This window comes from Cupriavidus sp. 05N40 (assembly GCF_056397305.1).
On sequence record NZ_JBFTND010000056.1, the window covers coordinates 17496 to 34361 of the forward strand.

Consider the following 16866-nt stretch of genomic DNA (forward strand, 5'->3'; position numbering starts at 1 on the left):
GATAAAAATGATATAGAATGCCGGGCATAGCCTTGCTTCCCCGTCGGGCTATGCGCCTCCCTGCCGGACATCCCCTTGCCGGCCAGCGCCTCGTGCCCGACGCGAGGCGCTCTTTTCGCTTTCCCGCGCCGCCATTGCCGGCGTCTTCACCTCTCCGGCTTTCATTGCTCCCGTCCTTGCCGCCACCGGCCGCGCCGCCGGAGCGGCCCGCAAGTAGGCGTGCGTCCTACATGCCTTCCAGCCGACGCCGGACAGGCGCGGGCACGGCGCCCGCCTAAGCTGGTTCCAGCGCCTTCCCGCTCATGCCGATGGGCGCGGCGCCGGCCCGGCGGGTGACCACGGGCCTGCGGCAAGAAGGCGGTTCATCCTGTACCGTCGCTAACCGGAGCACATCATGAACAAGGACCAGGTGAAGGGCCGTATCGAGGAAGCCAAGGGCAAGGTGAAGGAAGTGGCCGGCAAGGTCACTGGCAGCGCCAGCACCGAGATCAAGGGCAAGGCGCAGCAGATCGCCGGCAAGACGCAGGCCGCGTATGGCGATGCCCGCCAGGACGCCAAGCGGACCCGCTGACACGCCGGGCGCGCGGCCAGGCAGGGCCTGGCCCGCGCCGATGAAACAAGCTGCCGCTAAAAAGCTCAGACGCAAAAGACCAGACGCCGCGCAAGCTGCTCCTGCCATCCCGGCAGGGGCCGTTGCGCGGCGTCTGTCTTTGTTCCTGCAGTCTGGCCCGAGCGGGCCGGCGCCCTGCTCAGCTGAACCACTCGTTGTAGTAGCGCGTGCAGGTGCCGGCCGGGCGGAACGTGTAGGGCAGTTCGGCAAGCGCGGCTGCGTCGAGCGAACCGAAGGGGATATCCAGGCCCAGGCTGTTCGCCTCCGTCGCGCCGTCAGGGCGCTGGGTTTCGAGGGCGGGTTTGTGATGCGTACTCATGATGGTTCTCGCTTGGGTTCGCATGACACGTAAGCGGGGGTCATGCATGCGTGCCGTCCTTATCGGGGGCGGCAACGCCGTTGAAACGGCAACGTGCTCATGTGGCTGCCATCGGTACGGGCCATGGTAGCCAAATCCGGCCGAAAGAAAATCCGGCTCCGGCAAAACACACTGTTGCTGAATTGCGTTCAATAACGGCCTCCCGCGCTGCCGGCGTCACCTCCCGGCCTTGCAAAGGCCGCGCCGTGCCGTTCCCGGCCCATCCGGCTGATGGCCGGGTTTTGCGCCTCGCGGGCGCCACGCCGCGCGCCGGTGTGCAAACCCGCCTTCATTCGTCGGTCCGATCGGCCTATATTTGGCCTTGTCCACTGCGTCACTGAAACCGGAGGAAGTGGCCATGCCCCGCTCCATGCCGTTGCCGCCGTGCTTTGCCGATCGCCGCGAGGCGGGAATCTACCTTGGCCGGCACCTGGCCGAGACGGGTTACAGCGCCGCGGTTCTGGGCGAGGCGCCGCTGGTGCTGGCGCTGCCGCGCGGCGGCGTGCCGGTGGCCTTCGAAGTGGCGCGCCTGCTCGAAGGCCGGCTGGACATCCTGCTGGTGCGCAAGATCGGCGCGCCCGGCTACCCGGAACTGGCACTTGGCGCGGTGGTGGAAGGCGATGCGGCCGGCGGTGCCCCGCATACGGTCGCCAACGACGATCCCTGGACCCGGCGCGCGCTCGACAGCGGTGCCTTCGATGCGGAGCGCGGCCGCCAGCTCGACGAGATCGCGCGGCGCCAGCAGCGCTACCGCGGCGGCGCGCCGGTACCGGCCATGGCCGGGCGTACGGTGATCGTGGTGGACGACGGCGTGGCGACCGGCGCCACCATGCGTGCCGCGCTGGCGGGCGTGCGCGGGGCGGGGGCGCGCACGGTCGTCGCGGCCGTGCCGGTGGCCTCGGTGGACGGGCAGGCCAGCCTGGTGGCCGCGGCCGACCATGTGATCTGCCTCAACGTGCCGGCGAGCTTCGGCGCCGTGGGCGCCTTCTACCTGGATTTCCGCCAGACCACCGACGAAGAAGTCATTGCGCTCCTGCGCCAGGACGCGTGCGGGCGGTCCGCATAAGGATGGCCCGGCACCGGATCCGGTGTGGTTCCCGTCGCGCTAGCGTGGTGGCGCCGCCAGCCTTGCCTTGAGGTGCGGCACCAGCCCGCCGGCCCGAAGCAGCGCGCGCAGGAATTCGGGAATCGCATCGCAGGCCACGCGGCTGCCGTCGGGCAACAGCAGCACCGAACGGTCGAGGTCGAGACGGGCCTGGGCGCCATCGGCCAGCCGCGAGGTATCGGCGCAGGTCAGCACCGGCAGGCCCAGGTTGATGGCGTTGCGATAGAACAGCCCGGCGAAGGAGGTCGCGACCACGGCCGCCACGCCAAGCTGGCGCAAGGCCTGCGGCGCCTGTTCGCGCGAAGAGCCCACGCCGAAGTTGCACCCTCCCACCAGCAGGTCGCCGGGCCGCACGCCGGCGGGAAACTCCGGGCGCAGCCCGGCCAGGCAGTGGCGCGCGATCTGTTCGATGCCGTCCTTCATATGGGCCCCGGGCGCCATCTGGTCGGTGTCCACGTTGTCGCCGAAGCGCCAGATGCGGCCGCCGGGCGGCGGCGGGACGGGAACCGGGCTCATGCCAGCATCTCGCGCGGATCGATGATCTTGCCGGCCACGGCGGAGGCCGCGACGGTCAGCGGGGAAGCCAGCCAGACCGCACTGCCGCTGTCGCCCATGCGACCGGCGAAATTGCGCGCGGTGGAGGCGATGGCGCGGCTGCCGGCCGGAAAGCGCGATGCGCCGTACCCGGCGCAGGCGTTGCAGGCGTTGGGCAGCAGGTGCGCGCCGGCGTCCAGCAGGGCGGCCAGCGTGCCTTCCCGCTCGGCTTGCTGCTGGTCGCGCAGCGAGGCGGGCGCCAGCTGCAGGCTCACGCCCGGCGCCACGCGCCGGCCGCGCAGCACGCTGGCGGCCATGCGCAGGTCTTCGAGCTTGGCGCCGGTGCAGGCGCCGAGGTAGGCGATATCCACCGCCTGGCCGGCAACCTCGCCGACCGGTCCGGTGTTGGCCGGCGAATGGGGCGCGGCCACCTGCGGCGCCAGCGCGCCGGCGTCGAAGCGGTGGCTTTCCAGCAGCGCGGCGCCGGGGTCGGTGCGCCAGTGCGCAAGGGCAATGGCGTCGAGGGTGGCGGCCGGCACGCCGGCCTCGGCCAGCCACGCCACGGTAGTGGCATCCGGCGCGATCAGGCCGGTCTGCGCGCCCAGTTCGGCGCTCATGTTGGACAGCGTCATGCGCTCCTGCATGGGCAGCGCGGCGACCGCCTCGCCAGCGTATTCGATGGCCTCGTAGCGACCGCCGCCCAGGCCCATCCGGCCGCACAGGAACAGCATGATGTCCTTGGCGCAAACCCCCGTGGCCAGCCTGCCGTCCCACTGCAGGCGGATGGTGTGCGGCACGCGCAGCCAGATTTCGCCGGTGGCCAGCACGCCCGCCATCTCGGTGGCGCCGATACCGAACATATAGGCACCGAAGGCGCCGCCCGTAGGGCTGTGGCTGTCGCCCCCGACGATAAAGCGCCCCGGCAGCACATGGCCATGCTCCGGCAGCACCACGTGGCAGATGCCCTTGCCGTCGATGAAGTGAGGCAGGCGCGCCTCGCGCACCCAGTCGCGGGTGAAGCGGACGATGGCCTCGGCCTCGGGATCGGCCGCGGGCACATAGTGGTCGGTCACCACCACATAGCGCTCGGGATCCCATATCTTGGCGCCCAGTTCGCGCAGCAGCGGCGCCACGCGGCGCGGCCCGCTGGAGTCGTGCGACATGGCCAGGTCCACCTGGCAGGTCACCACCGAGCCCGGCGCGACCGTGTCCAGTCCGGCGGCCCGGGCCACCAGCTTCTGGGCGAGCGTGGCCGGTACGTGGGGCGCCCCGGCGAGCGGCTTCATTCCGGGGTGGCTCCCGAGTACTTGACCACCTTGGCCCAGCGCTTGATGTCATCGCGCACGAAGGCCGCGAAAGCCTGCGGCGGATTGCCCACCGGTTGCGCGCCGTCCGTTTCCAGGCGCTTGCGCACCGAGGGCGATTCCAGGCCCTTGTGGGCGGCCTGGTAGAGCGCCTGCAGGACGTCCGGCGGCAGCGCGGCCGGGCCGAACAGGCCGAACCAGGCGGACGATTCGAAACCCTTCACCGTGTTGCCGATGGGCGCCGCGCCCGGAAACTGCGGCAGCGGCGCGGAACTGGTCACGCCCAGCACCTTGAGCTTGCCGCTCTTGACGTGGGGCAACACGTTGAAGGTGCTGGCGAACATCAGGTCGACCTGCCCGGCCAGCAGGTCGGTGATGGCCGGCGCGGTGCCCTTGTAGGGAATGTTGACGATATAGGTGCCCGTCATCATCTTGAACATGTCGCCGGCCAGGTGCACCGACGAGCCGACCGAGCCGATGGCGAAGTTCAGCTTGCCGGGCTTGCTCCTGGCCAGCCGGATCAGTTCGGGGATGTTGTTGGCGGGCAGGGCGGGCGTCGCCACCAGCACGCTCGGCACGCTTGCGACCAGCGTGATCGGGGTGAAATCCTGGATCGGGTCGAAGGGCAGCTTCTTGTACAGCGTGGCGTTGATGGTGTGGCTGGTGAAGCTCATCAGCAAGGTGGTACCGTCCGGCGCGCTCTTGGCAACCAGGTCGGCGGCGATATTGCCGCCGGCTCCCGGGCGGTTTTCCACCACCACGCTCTGCTCCAGCTCGCGCGCCATCTCCTGGGCGATGGTGCGCGCCAGCGTGTCGGTGGTGCCGCCCGCCGGTGCGCCCACCAGGATGCGGATGGGCTTGCCGCCGGCAATCTGGGCTGCCGGCGCGGGTCCCGCCAGCGCAAGGCTGGCGAGCGCACCCAGCAGCGCGAGCAGGGCGGTGCGTCGCGGCGGACGGTCAAGGCGCGGGAACGGAGGTCGGACCATGGAGGGAGCTGGCATCGCGGATTCCTTCAGGGAAAGCTCTGGAGTGCGCAGTATCGCCCGTCCCGGCCTATTCGCGCAGCCCCGTGCGTGCCTCGTTCTCCACCCAGACGTTGGCGCTGTCGCCGCCGGCCGGAGACAGCTCCATGCGATATTCGTAGCGGTCCGGCCGGTACTGGCCGAGCAGGAACTGCACCGGGCGCCCACCCTTGTCCAGCACCACGCGGCGCACTGCCAGCAGGGCGCCGCCCACCGGCACGTCCAGCAGCGGTGCCACCACCACGTCGGCCAGGCGGGCCGACAGCGTCTGGCTGGCGCGGCCCAGCTGCACGCCCGAGCCCTGCAGCAGGCGCAGCATCGGCGTGGTTTCGAGGTCCTTGCGGTTCAGGCCGCGGCCCAGTTCGGCCGGCAGGTAGGCGGTGATATGCGACAGCGGGCGGCTGGCGTAGTGACGCACGCGCACCACCTTGACGACCGGGTCGCCAGGCTGCAGGCCAAGTGCCTCGGCCACTTCCGGGGTGGCGTGGACGTCATCGATCGAAATCACCTTGACCGAGGTCTTCTGCCCCATGTCGATGATGTTGTCGAGCAGGCTGCCCGGGCGATCGCCTAGCGTGACAGGCTTGATCGGGTGCGGATTGACGAACGTGCCGAGGCCGCGGTGGCGGCGCACCAGGCCCTCCTGCACGAGGCGGTCGAACACGCGGCGCATGGTCACGCGCGATGCGTGGAACTGCTTGGCAAGGTCGATTTCGCCGGGCAAGGGGCCCTGGCCGAACCGCCCTTCGACGATCTGTTGGCGTAGTACCACGTAAATCTGGTGATACAGGGGAACGACGGCTTCACTCATGGTTTCCCTTGCGTGYGGGTGACAAGTCTCTAATAGGCTTAATGTACTTTAAATCAGACATAGAGCCTAGTTATGTCTCTAGTTGTGCCTTATTACACGCCCGCCTGGCCCCGGATCGTTGCGCGCACGCACCGCATATGAAGCCTGAGCCCTAATTGACGGAGGTATTGTCTGGTAACCGCAAGGCCATCGAAGCGCACCTCTTCACGTGCTGCCGGTCTTCACCCACAGGCCCGGATCGGCTGCATGCGGCGACCAGTGCACCGGCCGGGAGGCCTGTTTCAGTTGCGATACAGCGGCCGCTGCCGGGGGTTTTCCCTTGCGACCTGCCTTAAAGGCCTGATCGGCAGGGGTTATTGCGGCGCTTGCGCAGACCATTCGCGGTGACGTTGGATACGCGCTGTCACAGCCATGTGACATGTTGTGTGCGGCTCACAGCGGCGGCTCACGTGCAGGTGGCACGCAAATGATTCCCTGCCCGCCATGAATGCTTTGTAGCCCTTGTATTTCAAGGGATTGCCGCGCCGGCCGCAAGCGCTGGCACCGATTATGCGGAAAGGGAGGCTGGTTTGGCCGAAGTGCCTGACCCGCGCCTCCCACCGTCGTTCTCCCCGAGCGGCAGCGAGAGGCAGAGCCGCTGTAAATCCTCCTGGGAGCTTTGTATGAAAAAGACCTTACTTGCGTCGGCGATCACCCTAGCCCTTGGGGCTGGCGGTCAGGCCATGGCCAACCCGACGAATAACAATGACGTCAAGTGGAACGGCGACAACACGCAGACGGCCACTGCGACGTCCACTCAGTCCGGCGGTGGGGCTTCGGCAAATGAGAATTCCAATGCCTGGCAGGATAACAGCACAGCCACCAAGACAAGTACCGATACCCGTACTTCAACCAAGACTTCGACCTACACCTCCAACAAGACTTCAACCTCCAACAAGACCAATACCGACAACAAGGGCAAGGTGACCTTTGACGAAGGCTATGGCAATGCTGGCGCCAACAACGGCAGCTCGGCCACCGCCAACCTCAGCAACTCCTTCAACAGCAGCAAGGCCATTGCCATCAGCAAGCTGTCGGGCTCCGTCAGCGGCGTCAAGGTCTACGGCATCGGCAATACGGCTAGCAACTCCGGCAATGCCAACGGCGGCTGGGGCGGCAAGGGCGGCGCTGGCTATGGTGGCGACGGCAAGGGCGGCACCGGCGGCAATGGTGGCAATAGCGGCAACGGCGGCAGCGGCGGCAGCGGTGGCTCGGCTACCAACGGCAGCGCCACGGCTGGCGCTGCGTCCGCAGGCACCGCCAATGCTGGCCATGGCGGCAGCGGTGGCGACGCCAAGGGCTATGGCGGCGACGGCGGCGACGCCAAGGGCTACGGCGGCGGCGCGCTCAGCGCCAGCGTCGGCGTAGGCGGGCGCGGCGGCATCGCCAAGGGCTCCGGCGGCGACGCCTATGGTGCCAGCCTCTCCAGCGGCGGCAAGGCAGGTGGCGCGTGGGCCGGTGGCGGCAGCGCTGGCGGCCTGGCGGCAGCGGCGGGCGGCAGCAGCGGCTCGAAGTCGGGCAGCGGCGGCAATGGCTTCTTCGGCAACGGCGGCCCCGGCGGCACCAGCACGGCTGGTGCGGGCGGTGCAGGCTCCACCGGCGCCACCACCACCACGGCGGGCGCAGGGACTGCGACCGGCGGCGGAGGCGGCGGCTCGACCGCTGGCGCATCCAGCCCGACTGGCGGTGCAGGTACTGGCACGGGTGGCAATGGCGGAGCCGGCTCTGGCGGCACGTCCACGGCTAGCGGTGGCGCCGGCTCCGGCACGGGCGGCTATGGCGGTTCCCAGGTCAGCGTGGCCGGCAATGGCGGTAATGGCGGCAATGCAACCAGCGGCGGCGCTTCGACCCAGGCCAGCAATGGCAGCGCGACGGCCGGCAGCGGCGCGGTCGGCGCGGCTTCCGGTGCCGGTGGCGCTGGCGGCACGGGCAACGGCGGCACGGGCGGTGTTGGCAATGGCGCAGTGGGTGGAGCCGGCGGCGCCGGTGGCGCCAACTATGTCGATGCTGGCACCTTCAACATGTCCAACGCGATGAGCAGTGTCGGCCAGTCGGCCGCGGGCATCATGATCGCCAACCAAAACAGCGGCATGGCGTCGCTGGTGCAGCAAAGCGTCAATGTTCAGGCCAACCTGAACGTCGGCAAGTAAGGCAGGTGCGCGGCAGGGGCGCGCGCCGCGGGTGGATGGCCCGCGCGCGCTCCCTGCCGGCCCGGCTCGACTCCGGCAACTCAAGGCATCCCGGCGCGCGTCGCGTGCCGGGATGCCCATTCGACGAAGCGTCCACTCGTCTCTTGCGTGCCCGTTCGGATGGGGCGGCGGGCAGGAGGCCGAAGGAGACACCAAAATGCGATCGGTCCGCTTTGCTGTCACTGTCATGGCGACAGCCATCGTGGTCTGGCCTGGCTTGCAAGCCCTGGCCGAACCGTTGCCCGCCGGGCCATCCGCCGCAGTGCCTGCGGCAAGCACCGGACCCGCCCTGAACACCAGCGCGGCGGCCCCGGAACAGGTTCCTCCCGCAGCGGCGGGCGGTACGCAGCGCGGCGTGTTCGCCGGCCTGGGCAAGCCGGTTGCCAGCAACAAGCTCGACGATATCCGCGGCGGATCCGAACTGGTGGTCAACGACATGCGTCTGGCCGGCACCGTGGCCGACAACAGCGCGAACCGCATCATGAGCGGTGCCAACAGCATCGCCGACGGCTCGTTCGCCAGCGCCTCGGGCCTGCCCACTGTCATACAGAACTCGGGCTCCAACGTGCTGATCCAGAACGCCACGATCATCAACGTGCAGTTCAAGCCATGACGCTGCGCAAGCTGCTACTGCAGGCCACCCTGCTGCTGGCCGCGGCCGGCGCGCCGGTGGCGTGGGCCGACTATGCGATCGTTCCGGGCGACGGCAGCAATTTCTTCAGCGTGCGTGTCACCAGCCTCAAGGAGGCGCGCTACAAGACCACCATCCGCCAGCAGTACGATTTCAGCTGCGGCTCGGCGGCGGTGGCCACGTTGCTGACCTACCAGTACGGCTATCCGGTCAGCGAACAGGTTGTATTCGCCAACATGTTCGTCAACGGCGACCAGAACAAGATCCGGCAGGAGGGCTTCTCGCTGCTGGACATGAAGCGCTTCCTCGAGTCACGCGGCTTCCTCGCCGATGGCTATGAGCTGCCGCTGTCCAAGCTGGAGGAAACCCAGATCCCCGCCATCGTGCTGGTGGTCGAGAACGGCTACCACCATTTCGTGGTGATCAAGGGCGTCCACGGCAACCGCGTGCTGATCGGTGACCCGGCGCTCGGTACGCGCGCAATCTCGCGCGAGCATTTCGAATCGATCTGGGACAGCCAGTTGCTGTTCGTCATCCACAACCGCGAGGATTCGGCGCGCTTCAATCTCGCGGCCGACTGGCGCATTGCGCCTACCGGCCCTTACTCCATGGGTATCAACCGGGATAGTCTGTTCTTCACTGTCATGCCCTCGCATGGCAGTAGCGACTTCTAAGGAACGCATCATGTTCCAGACATCCTCGAAGCCCGCGCACTCCCGCCGCAGTGGGGCCGGTCCGGCCACGGCGATGGTGCTGCTGGGCGCAGGCCTGGCCTGCGCCGGGCATGCGCGGGCCGACGAAGGCACGGGGCTCGAAGCGCTCGACACGCGCGGCGCTCCCGATGCCGCCGGCTTCACGGTCACGCCCGCCGCTCAGGCGGAACCTTCCAATCCTTACCTGGCGGCGGCGCTCGGCAACATGGCCGGGCGGACCCCGGCGTCGCTGGACATCGAGGCCCTGCCGGCCGCGCAGGCGGAAGAGCCGCCGGCCGCCCTCATCGCGCGTACCGCGCATGCCGCCGATGCAGCAGATATGGCTCCGGCAACCGCCGCCGTGGCCGGCGTCGCGATGGCCGATGCCGCGGACACGCGCGCGGCGGTCGCGCTGCCGGCCCCGGACACGCCGCCGGCTTTGGCGGCGACCGGCGACAGCGTGGCCAAGGCCGCCGCGCCCGCGCCTGAACGCGCGGTGCTCGCGCCACGAGATGACACAGCCGCCCGGAAGCCGGCTGCCCCGCAACAGCATCTGCAGGATCCGCGCGGCGGCTTCGCCGAAGCGGCACGCCCGGCGCCGCAGACGATCGAGGCCATCGTGGCAGCGGCGGTGCCGCCCGCCGCCCAGGAGAGTCCCCAGGCCCAGACCCCCCATGTGCACGCCGCGCGCAGCACCATGGCGAGCTGGAAGCCGGTGGAGAAGGACCGCCTCGACGACCTGCGCGGCGGCTTCGACGTGGGTGCCGGCCTGCAGGTTTCGTTCGGCATCCAGCGTGCCGTGTACATCAACGGTGCCCTGGTGGTGTCGACCAGCCTCACCATTCCCGACATAAGCCGCATCACCGCCAGCCAGGCCTCGCAGCTGGCGGCCGCGCTTGGCGTGGCGACCGGCGCCGGTGCCGCGGCCGCCGCGACGGTCAACCATGCGCTCGCCTCCAACCCGGTGACCGGCGGCGGCGGTGCCGCACAGGGCGGCAATGGCAGCAGCAGTACCAGCACGGGCGCCAGCGCGGCGGGCGTGGCGATGACCAGCCTGCCCGCTTCGGTGGTGTCCTCGGGCGCGGCCACGGTGACGACCAACGGTGTCATGAGCCTGATACAGAACGGGCCGGGCAACAGCGCCGCCGCCAGCGCACTGGCCGGTTCGCCGGCAACGGTAATTCAGAACTCGCTGAGTAACCAGTCGATACAGAACCTGGTGACGATCAACGCTGGAGTCAACACCTTGCAGGCATTCCGCGCGCAGGTGGCCAACCAGACCTTAAGCAACGCGCTGCTAGGCGCAGCAGGCCGGCGTTGAAGCCAGGCCGCCGCAACGGCAACGGACAAGCAGTGGATAAGCGGTAGAAAGCAGTAGAAAGCTGTAGAGAGCCGTAGAGAGAAGCTGGCAGTACGGAGAAAGGCTGTATGCGGTAAGCAGGTTGCGGACTCCTGCTCCAAGCAGTCCGCCGTCCGGGGGAGGAAGGCGAAATGAAAAACGGGTCGCTGCGCGGCATCCGGCAGGCCGGGTGTTCGACATTGCTGTTGCTCGGGGGCATGGCGCAAGGCCAGACCCCGCCAGACGACGGGCCGACCGCGGCAAAGCTGGACCAGCTCAAGCGCGCGGTGGCCGAGCAGGCCGCCGCGCTCGAGGCGATGAAGCGGTCCATGGCGGAGCAGGAAGCCACCATCCGCGAGTTGCGCAGCGTACTGGGCACGGATGTGCTGGCGCGCAAGCGTGGCGGCCAGCGCCCGCCGGGCACTAGCCCCGCGCCAGCGGCCGAAGACGCGGCCACCAATGCCGCGGCCGCACCGGCGGCCGCGCCAGGCACGCCCGGCGCGCAGGACGCGGGCAACGCCGCCATGCAGGAGAACGCCACGGCGCAAGCCGCGCAGGTGCAGCTGGCGCAGGCCGGCGACGAGCAGCCCGTGGGCAAGCCGCCGGAGGAAAGGACGCCGCCGCCGGCGATCGCGCCTATCTTCGACCAGCCCGGCGTGCTCACGCCGGTGGGCAAGCTGGTGGTCGAGCCGAGCTTCCAGTATGGCTATTCGTCCAACGATCGCGTGGCCCTGGTCGGCTATACCATCATCCCGGCCCTGCTGATCGGCCTCATCGACGTGCGCCAGGTCAAGACCTCGACCTATATCGAGGCGGTGGCGTTCCGCTACGGCCTCACCAAGCGGCTGGAACTCGAAGCCAAGGTGCCCTACGTACAGACCTCGGGCTCGACTGTCAGCCGCGAAGTCTTTACCGGCACGGCGGTCGACAACGTCTTCAATTCCAGCGGCAAGGGCATCGGCGACGTGGAGGCGACACTGCGCTACCAGATCAACTACGGCAACGAGAAGATGCCGTACTTCGTCGGCTGGCTGCGCTACAAGTCCAGCACCGGCAAGAGCCCGTTCGACGTGGTGACCGATTGCGTGACGCGCTGCGTGGGCAATACCACCGGCACCGGGCTGCCGCTGGGCCTGCCCACCGGCACCGGCTTCCAGGCCATCCAGCCCGGCGTCACCTGGCTGCTGCCAAGCGATCCGGCGGTGTTCTTCGGCACCTTCAGCTATCTGCACAATTTCGCGCGCGACAACGTCAGCCGCACCGTGCTCAATGGCCAGCAGGAGAACCTCGGCAAGATCGCGCCGGGCGACATCTTCGGCTTCAACTTCGGTATCGGCCTGTCGCTGAACGAACATGCCTCGTTCAGTATCGGCTACGACCAGAGCATCATCTGGCCGACCAAGCAGAACGGGCAGACGGTGGCGGGCTCCGTGCGCGTGACGCAGGGCACCCTGCTGGTAGGGTATTCGTACCGCTTCAACAGCCGCTACACGCTGAACGTCTCCGTCGGCGCGGGGCTCACGCAGGACACGCCGAACCTGACGGTGACCTTGCGCCTGCCGATCACGTTCTGAGGCAGGTGGCGCACATGGTACAGCGCGGGTACAGCGCGAGGTGACGCCGGGCCGGCATGTGACGGAGGGCGCCTTGCGCTGGCCACGCGGCTGGCGTACAAATGAAGAACCCCGTCCCCAGGGCGGATACGGATGCACCTCCACCGGACGTTCTCTCGTCCAGGCGTGATGGCGACTCCGCATGCACACTGCTGCCGGGATGGCCCGAAAATGGCCTGTAATGGCCTGAAGCGAGGAGAGAGTCATGCGCAAACGCATCTTCTGGTTGTTGCCCGATCTGGCGAGTGCCCGCCGCACCATGGACGATCTGCTGCTGGCGCGCATCGAGAACAGTCATATCCACTTCATCGCGCGCGACGGCGCCGATATGACCGGCCTGCATGAAGCCAACCTGTTCCAGACCTCCGACATCGTGCATGCTGCCGAGATGGGCCTGATGGTCGGCGGCGGCATCGGCATCATCGCCGGCGCGCTGGTGGCCATGTTTCCCATCGTCAGCGATACGCCACAATGGGGGCTGGTGGGCGTGCTCGCCGTGCTGGGCGCGGTGTTCGGGGCGTGGGCCTCGAGCATGATCGGCTGCTCCGCGCCGAACAGCCGCCACAAGGCCTTCGAAAAAGAAATCGAGGAGGGCAAGATCCTGCTGATGGTGGACGTGCCGCGCGGGCGCATCGAAGAAATCGAAGCCCTGCTGGAAGCGGCCCATCCGGAAGCCCGCTTTGCCGGCCTCGATCCCGCCGTACCCGCCTTTCCCTGAGTTTCGGCGCGGGGCCGCCCCGGCCCCGCGTTCCGCCTTGCACGCGCCCGGCGCCAGCGTCGGGCGCGTCCTGCCGCGCCCTGGCTTCCTCCCTCCTTGCTCCTCCCTCCGCTCTCTTTCGCTTTCCCGTTGCCGCGCGATCGCCGCGCACGCCTTGCCGCAGTCATCCGGTTTGCAACAGCCAGTTTGCCGAATGGCACGTCTTTGAGGTAATTTGCGTGCAGCCGCTTCATCGCATGAAGCGCGCCATGAAAACAGAGCAAAGCGAAAGCAAGACGATTCGCAAGCGAAAAAAGGGGTCGGAGATGAGGACAACACGGATCGCGCGCGGCCTGCTGGCCGCCGCGCTGATAGCGGCCGCGCCGCTGGCGCAGGCGGAGCCAGGCATCAGCAAGGGCACCATCAGGATCGGGCAGTCGGCGGGCGTCACCGGCCCGGTGGCGGGGTCGGTCAAGGAGCAGATCGCCGGCGCCCAGGTCTACCTGAGCACGGTCAACGCCAATGGCGGCGTAGCCGGCCGGCGCATCGAGCTGGTGACCTACGATGACGGCTTCGACGCCAAGCGCACGCCCGGCAACGTGCGCAAGCTGGTGCTGGAGGACAAGGTGTTCGCGCTGTTCATGGTGCGCGGCACGCCGCAGAACGAAAGCATCCTGCCCATCATCAACGCCGAGAAGGTGCCGCTGGTGGCGCCGCTGACCGGTGCCATCACGCTGCACCGCCCGGTCAACCGCTACGTGTTCAACGTGCGCGCCAAGTACCAGGACGAGGTGGCCCGCGCGATCAACCACCTCGCCACCTCGGGCATGAACCGCATCGCCATCTACTACGCCAGCGACGGCTTCGGCCAGGACGTATTCGAAGGCTTCAGCACCGCGCTGCAGGCGCGCGGGGTCCAGCCCGCGGCGAGCGCCTCGTTCGCGCGCCCGATGGGCGACATCCAGGCAGGCGTGGCCACCATCAACAAGGCTAATCCGCAGGCGGTGCTGGTGATCGGCTCGGGCTCGGAGGCGGCGCGCCTGATCAGGGAGATGCGCCGCGCCGGCAGCCAGGCGCAGTTCGTCACGCTGTCCAACAACGCGGCCGATTCCTTTATCAAGGAGCTTGGCGAAGACGCGCGCGGCCTGATCATCACGCAGGTGGTGCCAGGCACCAACTCCAGCCAGATGAGCATTGCCAGCGAATACCGCAGCCAGGCGCGCCAGCAGGGCGTGGAGCCGAGCAATGCCGGCATGGAAGGCTTCATGTCGGCCAAGGTGCTGGTCGAAGGCCTGCGCCGCGCGGGGCCGGAGCCCACGCGCGAACGGCTGGTCGGCGCGCTCGAGAGCCTGCGCGACTTCGACCTGGGCGGCATCCTGATCAGCTACAGCCCTGCGCGGCACACCGGCTCGTCGTTCGTCGAGATGTCGATCGTCTCGTCCACCGGCAAGCTGATCCGCTGAACTGCCGTTCGGGTGGTCGGGTGGTCGGGTGGATCGGGTGGGGCGGGGCTGCGGTATAGTCGCCGGATGGCTATCTCACCCCTGAACCCACCCGCCAGCTCGCCCTTCTCGCTGCACGGCCGCGTGGCGCTGGTCACCGGCGGCGCGCAAGGCCTCGGCCTGGCGATCGCGGCCGCCCTGCGCCAGGCCGGCGCCCACGTGATCATTGCCGCGCGCAACGCCGCGCGCGTGCATGCCGCCGTGGCGCAGCTCTCGCCAGCAGGCGAAGACAGCGCCGGCGGCGCCGAAGCGCTGGTGCTCGACATTACCGACGAGGCCGCCGGCGCCGCCGCCTTCGCGCGCATCGACGCCAGCCACGGCCGGCTCGATATCCTCGTCAACAATGCCGGCGCGCGCAAGCGCAGCAATATGGCGCATCTCGATGCCGCCGACCTGCGCGAGATGCTGGAGACCAACCTGGTCGCGCCCTACGCGCTGTGCCGCCACGCCGCGCAGCTGATGCGCCGCGGCGGCTACGGCCGCATCATCAATGTCAGCTCGATCGCGGGCCAGGTTGCACGTGCCAATGACGTGCTCTACCCCGCCACCAAGGGCGGCCTCGATGCACTCACGCGCGCCATGGCCGCCGACCTTGGCCGCGATGGCGTGACCGTCAATGCGATCGCGCCCGGTTACTTCGCCACCGAGCCAAACCAGCCGATGGTGGCGGATGCGAGCGTGTCGGAATGGCTGCGCCAGCGCACCGCGCTCGGCCGCTGGGGCCAGCCGGAAGAAATCGCCGGCGCGGCGGTATTCCTCGCGTCGCCGGCCGCCTCCTATGTCACCGGCCATGTACTGGCGGTCGACGGCGGCTATCTCGCGCATTTCTGAGGCAGCGGTGCCGCTCAGCGCGCCCGTCCGCGCTGGAAGTGCGCCTGCACGGCTTCGATCATCGCCGCGGCGGCCGCGGAATCGCCGCGGTCCTTGAGCCGTACCAGGCAGATGTCGCGCACCAGCGATGGCAACTGCAGCGGACGGATCGCCAGGCCCTCCTGCTGGAACTGGAACAGTGCCAGCGCCGGCACCACCGTCACGCCCAGCCCCGCGGCCACCAGCGCCGCCACGGTCGCCAGGTGCTCCACCTCCATCACGCCGTTGAGCTTGAGCGGATGCAGCGCGGCGTCCAGGTGCTGGCGCACGCTGCTGGTACGCGACAGCTGGATGAAGGGCAGCCCCGCCAGTGCCTGCGGCGCCACGCGCTTGCGCCGCGCCAGCGGATGGCTGGCCGGGCACACCAGGTGGAAGCGGTCCGCCACCAGCGGCTCGACGCGCAGGTCGCTGTCCTGCGCCGGCGCGGGCGCCAGCGCGAAATCGGCCCGCCCGCGCCTGACCATCTCGATGCAGCCGTCCGCGAGCAGGTCGAACAGCTCGATGGAGATGCCCGGATAGCGCTGGTGGAACGCGGCCAGCAGCGGCGGCAGGTCGCCGGCCGCCAGCGAGGGCAGGGCCGCGATCGATACCCGCCCCTTGCGGCGCTCGGCATGATCGCGCAGCTCTGCGAACGCCGTCTCGAAATCCGCCAGCAGGCGCACCGCCACTTCCTCGAATCGCCGGCCTTCCACGCTCAGTTCCACATGGCGCGTGGTGCGCTCGAACAGGCGCGTGCCGGCCTGTTCCTCCAGCGTCTGGATCAGCGCGCTGAAGGCCGATTGCGACAGGTGGCAGGCCTGCGCGGCGCGTGTGAAGTTTCGATGCTCCACCAGCGCCACGAAGGCGCGCAAGTGTTTGACGGACAGGTTCATCGGCGGGGGCGAGGGTACTGGCGGTACCGGCGGTATCAGTGGTTGGCGGGCGTTTGGCGGGCGCCCGGGGCACGCCTGCAGGCGTGCGGCGCAAAGCGTACTTCCCGTGCATCCGCTTTTATCTGCCAAATCGATAGATTAATCCAAATTATCCGTTTTTCGGAGCAGGCTGGCAGGTCTAGAATCCATTCACGGTGGCGGCCTCGTGCGCACCGTCCTTGCCACCCGGGTTTGCGCCCGCCTCACCAGGCTTCGTCCCATGACTGCTTCCGCTCCCGCCCCCGGACCTTTGCTGATCGGCTCCGGTGCCGGCTTCTCCGGCGACCGCACGGATGCCGCCCTCCCCGTGGTGCGCACCATGATCGCGGCGGGCGGCCCCGCCGTGCTGATGTTCGAGACCCTGGCCGAGCGCACGCTGGCGCTGGCCCAGCTGGCCCGGCGCAACGATCCCGCCCAAGGCTACGAACCGCTGCTCGACGCGCTGCTCGCGCCGGTCCTGGGGCTGTGCCTGGCCAACGGCATTCCCATCGTCGGCAACTTCGGCGCCGCCAACCCGCGCGCCGCCGCCGCACGCGTGCGCGCGCTGGCCGCCGAGCTTGGCCTGGCGGCACCGCGCGTGGCGGTGGTCGAAGGCGACGACCTTGCGGACGATGCCGGCCGCGCCGTGCTGCGCCAGAT

17 protein-coding genes are annotated in these 16866 nt (G+C 68.9%); 11 read left to right on the forward strand and 6 right to left on the reverse strand.

Going from position 1 to position 16866, the window contains the following annotated elements:
• Window positions 1-394 precede the first annotated feature (394 nt).
• Window positions 395-571 carry a CsbD family protein gene (locus AC1DO7_RS15435; RefSeq protein WP_441617146.1) on the forward strand — a complete coding sequence of 59 codons (177 nt, stop codon included), beginning with the start codon at window positions 395-397 and terminating at the stop codon, window positions 569-571.
• Window positions 572-749: 178 nt separating this feature from the next.
• On the opposite strand, the gene AC1DO7_RS15440 is transcribed toward AC1DO7_RS15435, so the two are convergent.
• A complete protein-coding gene (locus AC1DO7_RS15440) occupies window positions 750-929 on the reverse strand; it encodes a hypothetical protein (protein ID WP_441617148.1) in 180 nt (59 codons plus the stop codon).
• A gap of 409 nt (window positions 930-1338) precedes the next feature.
• Here AC1DO7_RS15440 and AC1DO7_RS15445 point away from each other — a divergent pair, with 409 nt between their 5' ends.
• Window positions 1339-2034, forward strand: coding sequence for a phosphoribosyltransferase (locus tag AC1DO7_RS15445; RefSeq protein WP_441617373.1), 696 nt, complete (start codon window positions 1339-1341; stop codon window positions 2032-2034).
• Between the two features lie 39 nt (window positions 2035-2073).
• Here AC1DO7_RS15445 and AC1DO7_RS15450 read toward each other — a convergent pair whose 3' ends face one another.
• Genes AC1DO7_RS15450 through AC1DO7_RS15465 form a run of 4 tightly spaced genes read right to left on the reverse strand, consistent with a single transcriptional unit; the run spans window position 2074 to window position 5744 of the window.
• Window positions 2074-2589 carry a LeuD/DmdB family oxidoreductase small subunit gene (locus tag AC1DO7_RS15450; RefSeq protein ID WP_441617150.1) on the reverse strand — a complete coding sequence of 172 codons (516 nt, stop codon included), beginning with the start codon at window positions 2587-2589 and terminating at the stop codon, window positions 2074-2076.
• Window positions 2586-3893 carry a 3-isopropylmalate dehydratase large subunit gene (locus AC1DO7_RS15455; RefSeq protein WP_441617152.1) on the reverse strand — a complete coding sequence of 436 codons (1308 nt, stop codon included), beginning with the start codon at window positions 3891-3893 and terminating at the stop codon, window positions 2586-2588. The genes AC1DO7_RS15450 and AC1DO7_RS15455 overlap by 4 nt, the downstream gene beginning before the upstream one ends.
• Window positions 3890-4912 (reverse strand): tripartite tricarboxylate transporter substrate binding protein, encoded by a 1023-nt coding sequence (locus AC1DO7_RS15460; protein ID WP_441617154.1) that lies wholly within the window; start codon window positions 4910-4912, stop codon window positions 3890-3892. Before AC1DO7_RS15460 ends, AC1DO7_RS15455 begins: the two co-directional genes overlap by 4 nt.
• Window positions 4913-4964: 52 nt before the next feature.
• Window positions 4965-5744 (reverse strand): GntR family transcriptional regulator, encoded by a 780-nt coding sequence (locus AC1DO7_RS15465; RefSeq protein WP_441617156.1) that lies wholly within the window; start codon window positions 5742-5744, stop codon window positions 4965-4967.
• Window positions 5745-6406: 662 nt separating this feature from the next.
• On the opposite strand from AC1DO7_RS15465, the gene AC1DO7_RS15470 reads away from it, so the two are divergent.
• The 8 genes from AC1DO7_RS15470 to AC1DO7_RS15505 all read left to right on the forward strand — a co-directional run bounded on the left by AC1DO7_RS15470 (window position 6407) and on the right by AC1DO7_RS15505 (window position 15277).
• Entirely contained in the window at window positions 6407-7933 is a 1527-nt protein-coding gene (locus AC1DO7_RS15470; RefSeq protein WP_441617158.1) for a hypothetical protein, read from the forward strand.
• Window positions 7934-8129: 196 nt separating this feature from the next.
• Window positions 8130-8585 carry a hypothetical protein gene (locus AC1DO7_RS15475; RefSeq protein WP_441617160.1) on the forward strand — a complete coding sequence of 152 codons (456 nt, stop codon included), beginning with the start codon at window positions 8130-8132 and terminating at the stop codon, window positions 8583-8585.
• Window positions 8582-9277, forward strand: coding sequence for a C39 family peptidase (locus tag AC1DO7_RS15480; RefSeq protein WP_441643339.1), 696 nt, complete (start codon window positions 8582-8584; stop codon window positions 9275-9277). The genes AC1DO7_RS15475 and AC1DO7_RS15480 overlap by 4 nt, the downstream gene beginning before the upstream one ends.
• 10 nt (window positions 9278-9287) lie before the next feature.
• The gene (locus tag AC1DO7_RS15485; protein ID WP_441643340.1) at window positions 9288-10616 is read left to right on the forward strand and encodes a hypothetical protein; all 1329 of its coding nucleotides are present in this window, start codon (window positions 9288-9290) and stop codon (window positions 10614-10616) included.
• Between the two features lie 170 nt (window positions 10617-10786).
• Complete coding sequence (locus tag AC1DO7_RS15490) at window positions 10787-12208, forward strand: acetate kinase (protein WP_441617166.1); 1422 nt, start codon at window positions 10787-10789, stop codon at window positions 12206-12208.
• Window positions 12209-12452: 244 nt separating this feature from the next.
• The gene (locus AC1DO7_RS15495) at window positions 12453-12965 is read left to right on the forward strand and encodes a DUF1269 domain-containing protein (RefSeq protein ID WP_441617168.1); all 513 of its coding nucleotides are present in this window, start codon (window positions 12453-12455) and stop codon (window positions 12963-12965) included.
• 305 nt (window positions 12966-13270) lie between these two features.
• A complete protein-coding gene (locus AC1DO7_RS15500; RefSeq protein ID WP_441617170.1) occupies window positions 13271-14407 on the forward strand; it encodes an ABC transporter substrate-binding protein in 1137 nt (378 codons plus the stop codon).
• A 66-nt stretch (window positions 14408-14473) separates the two neighbouring features.
• The gene (locus AC1DO7_RS15505) at window positions 14474-15277 is read left to right on the forward strand and encodes an SDR family oxidoreductase (protein ID WP_441617172.1); all 804 of its coding nucleotides are present in this window, start codon (window positions 14474-14476) and stop codon (window positions 15275-15277) included.
• A gap of 14 nt (window positions 15278-15291) precedes the next feature.
• Here AC1DO7_RS15505 and AC1DO7_RS15510 read toward each other — a convergent pair whose 3' ends face one another.
• Window positions 15292-16188: a LysR family transcriptional regulator gene (locus AC1DO7_RS15510; RefSeq protein WP_441617173.1), complete on the reverse strand. Its 897-nt coding sequence runs from the start codon at window positions 16186-16188 to the stop codon at window positions 15292-15294.
• 259 nt (window positions 16189-16447) lie between these two features.
• Between AC1DO7_RS15510 and AC1DO7_RS15515 the strand changes: the two genes are divergently transcribed.
• Window positions 16448-16866: acyclic terpene utilization AtuA family protein (locus tag AC1DO7_RS15515; RefSeq protein WP_477116298.1), on the forward strand; the 419-nt coding region annotated here is incomplete at its 3' end.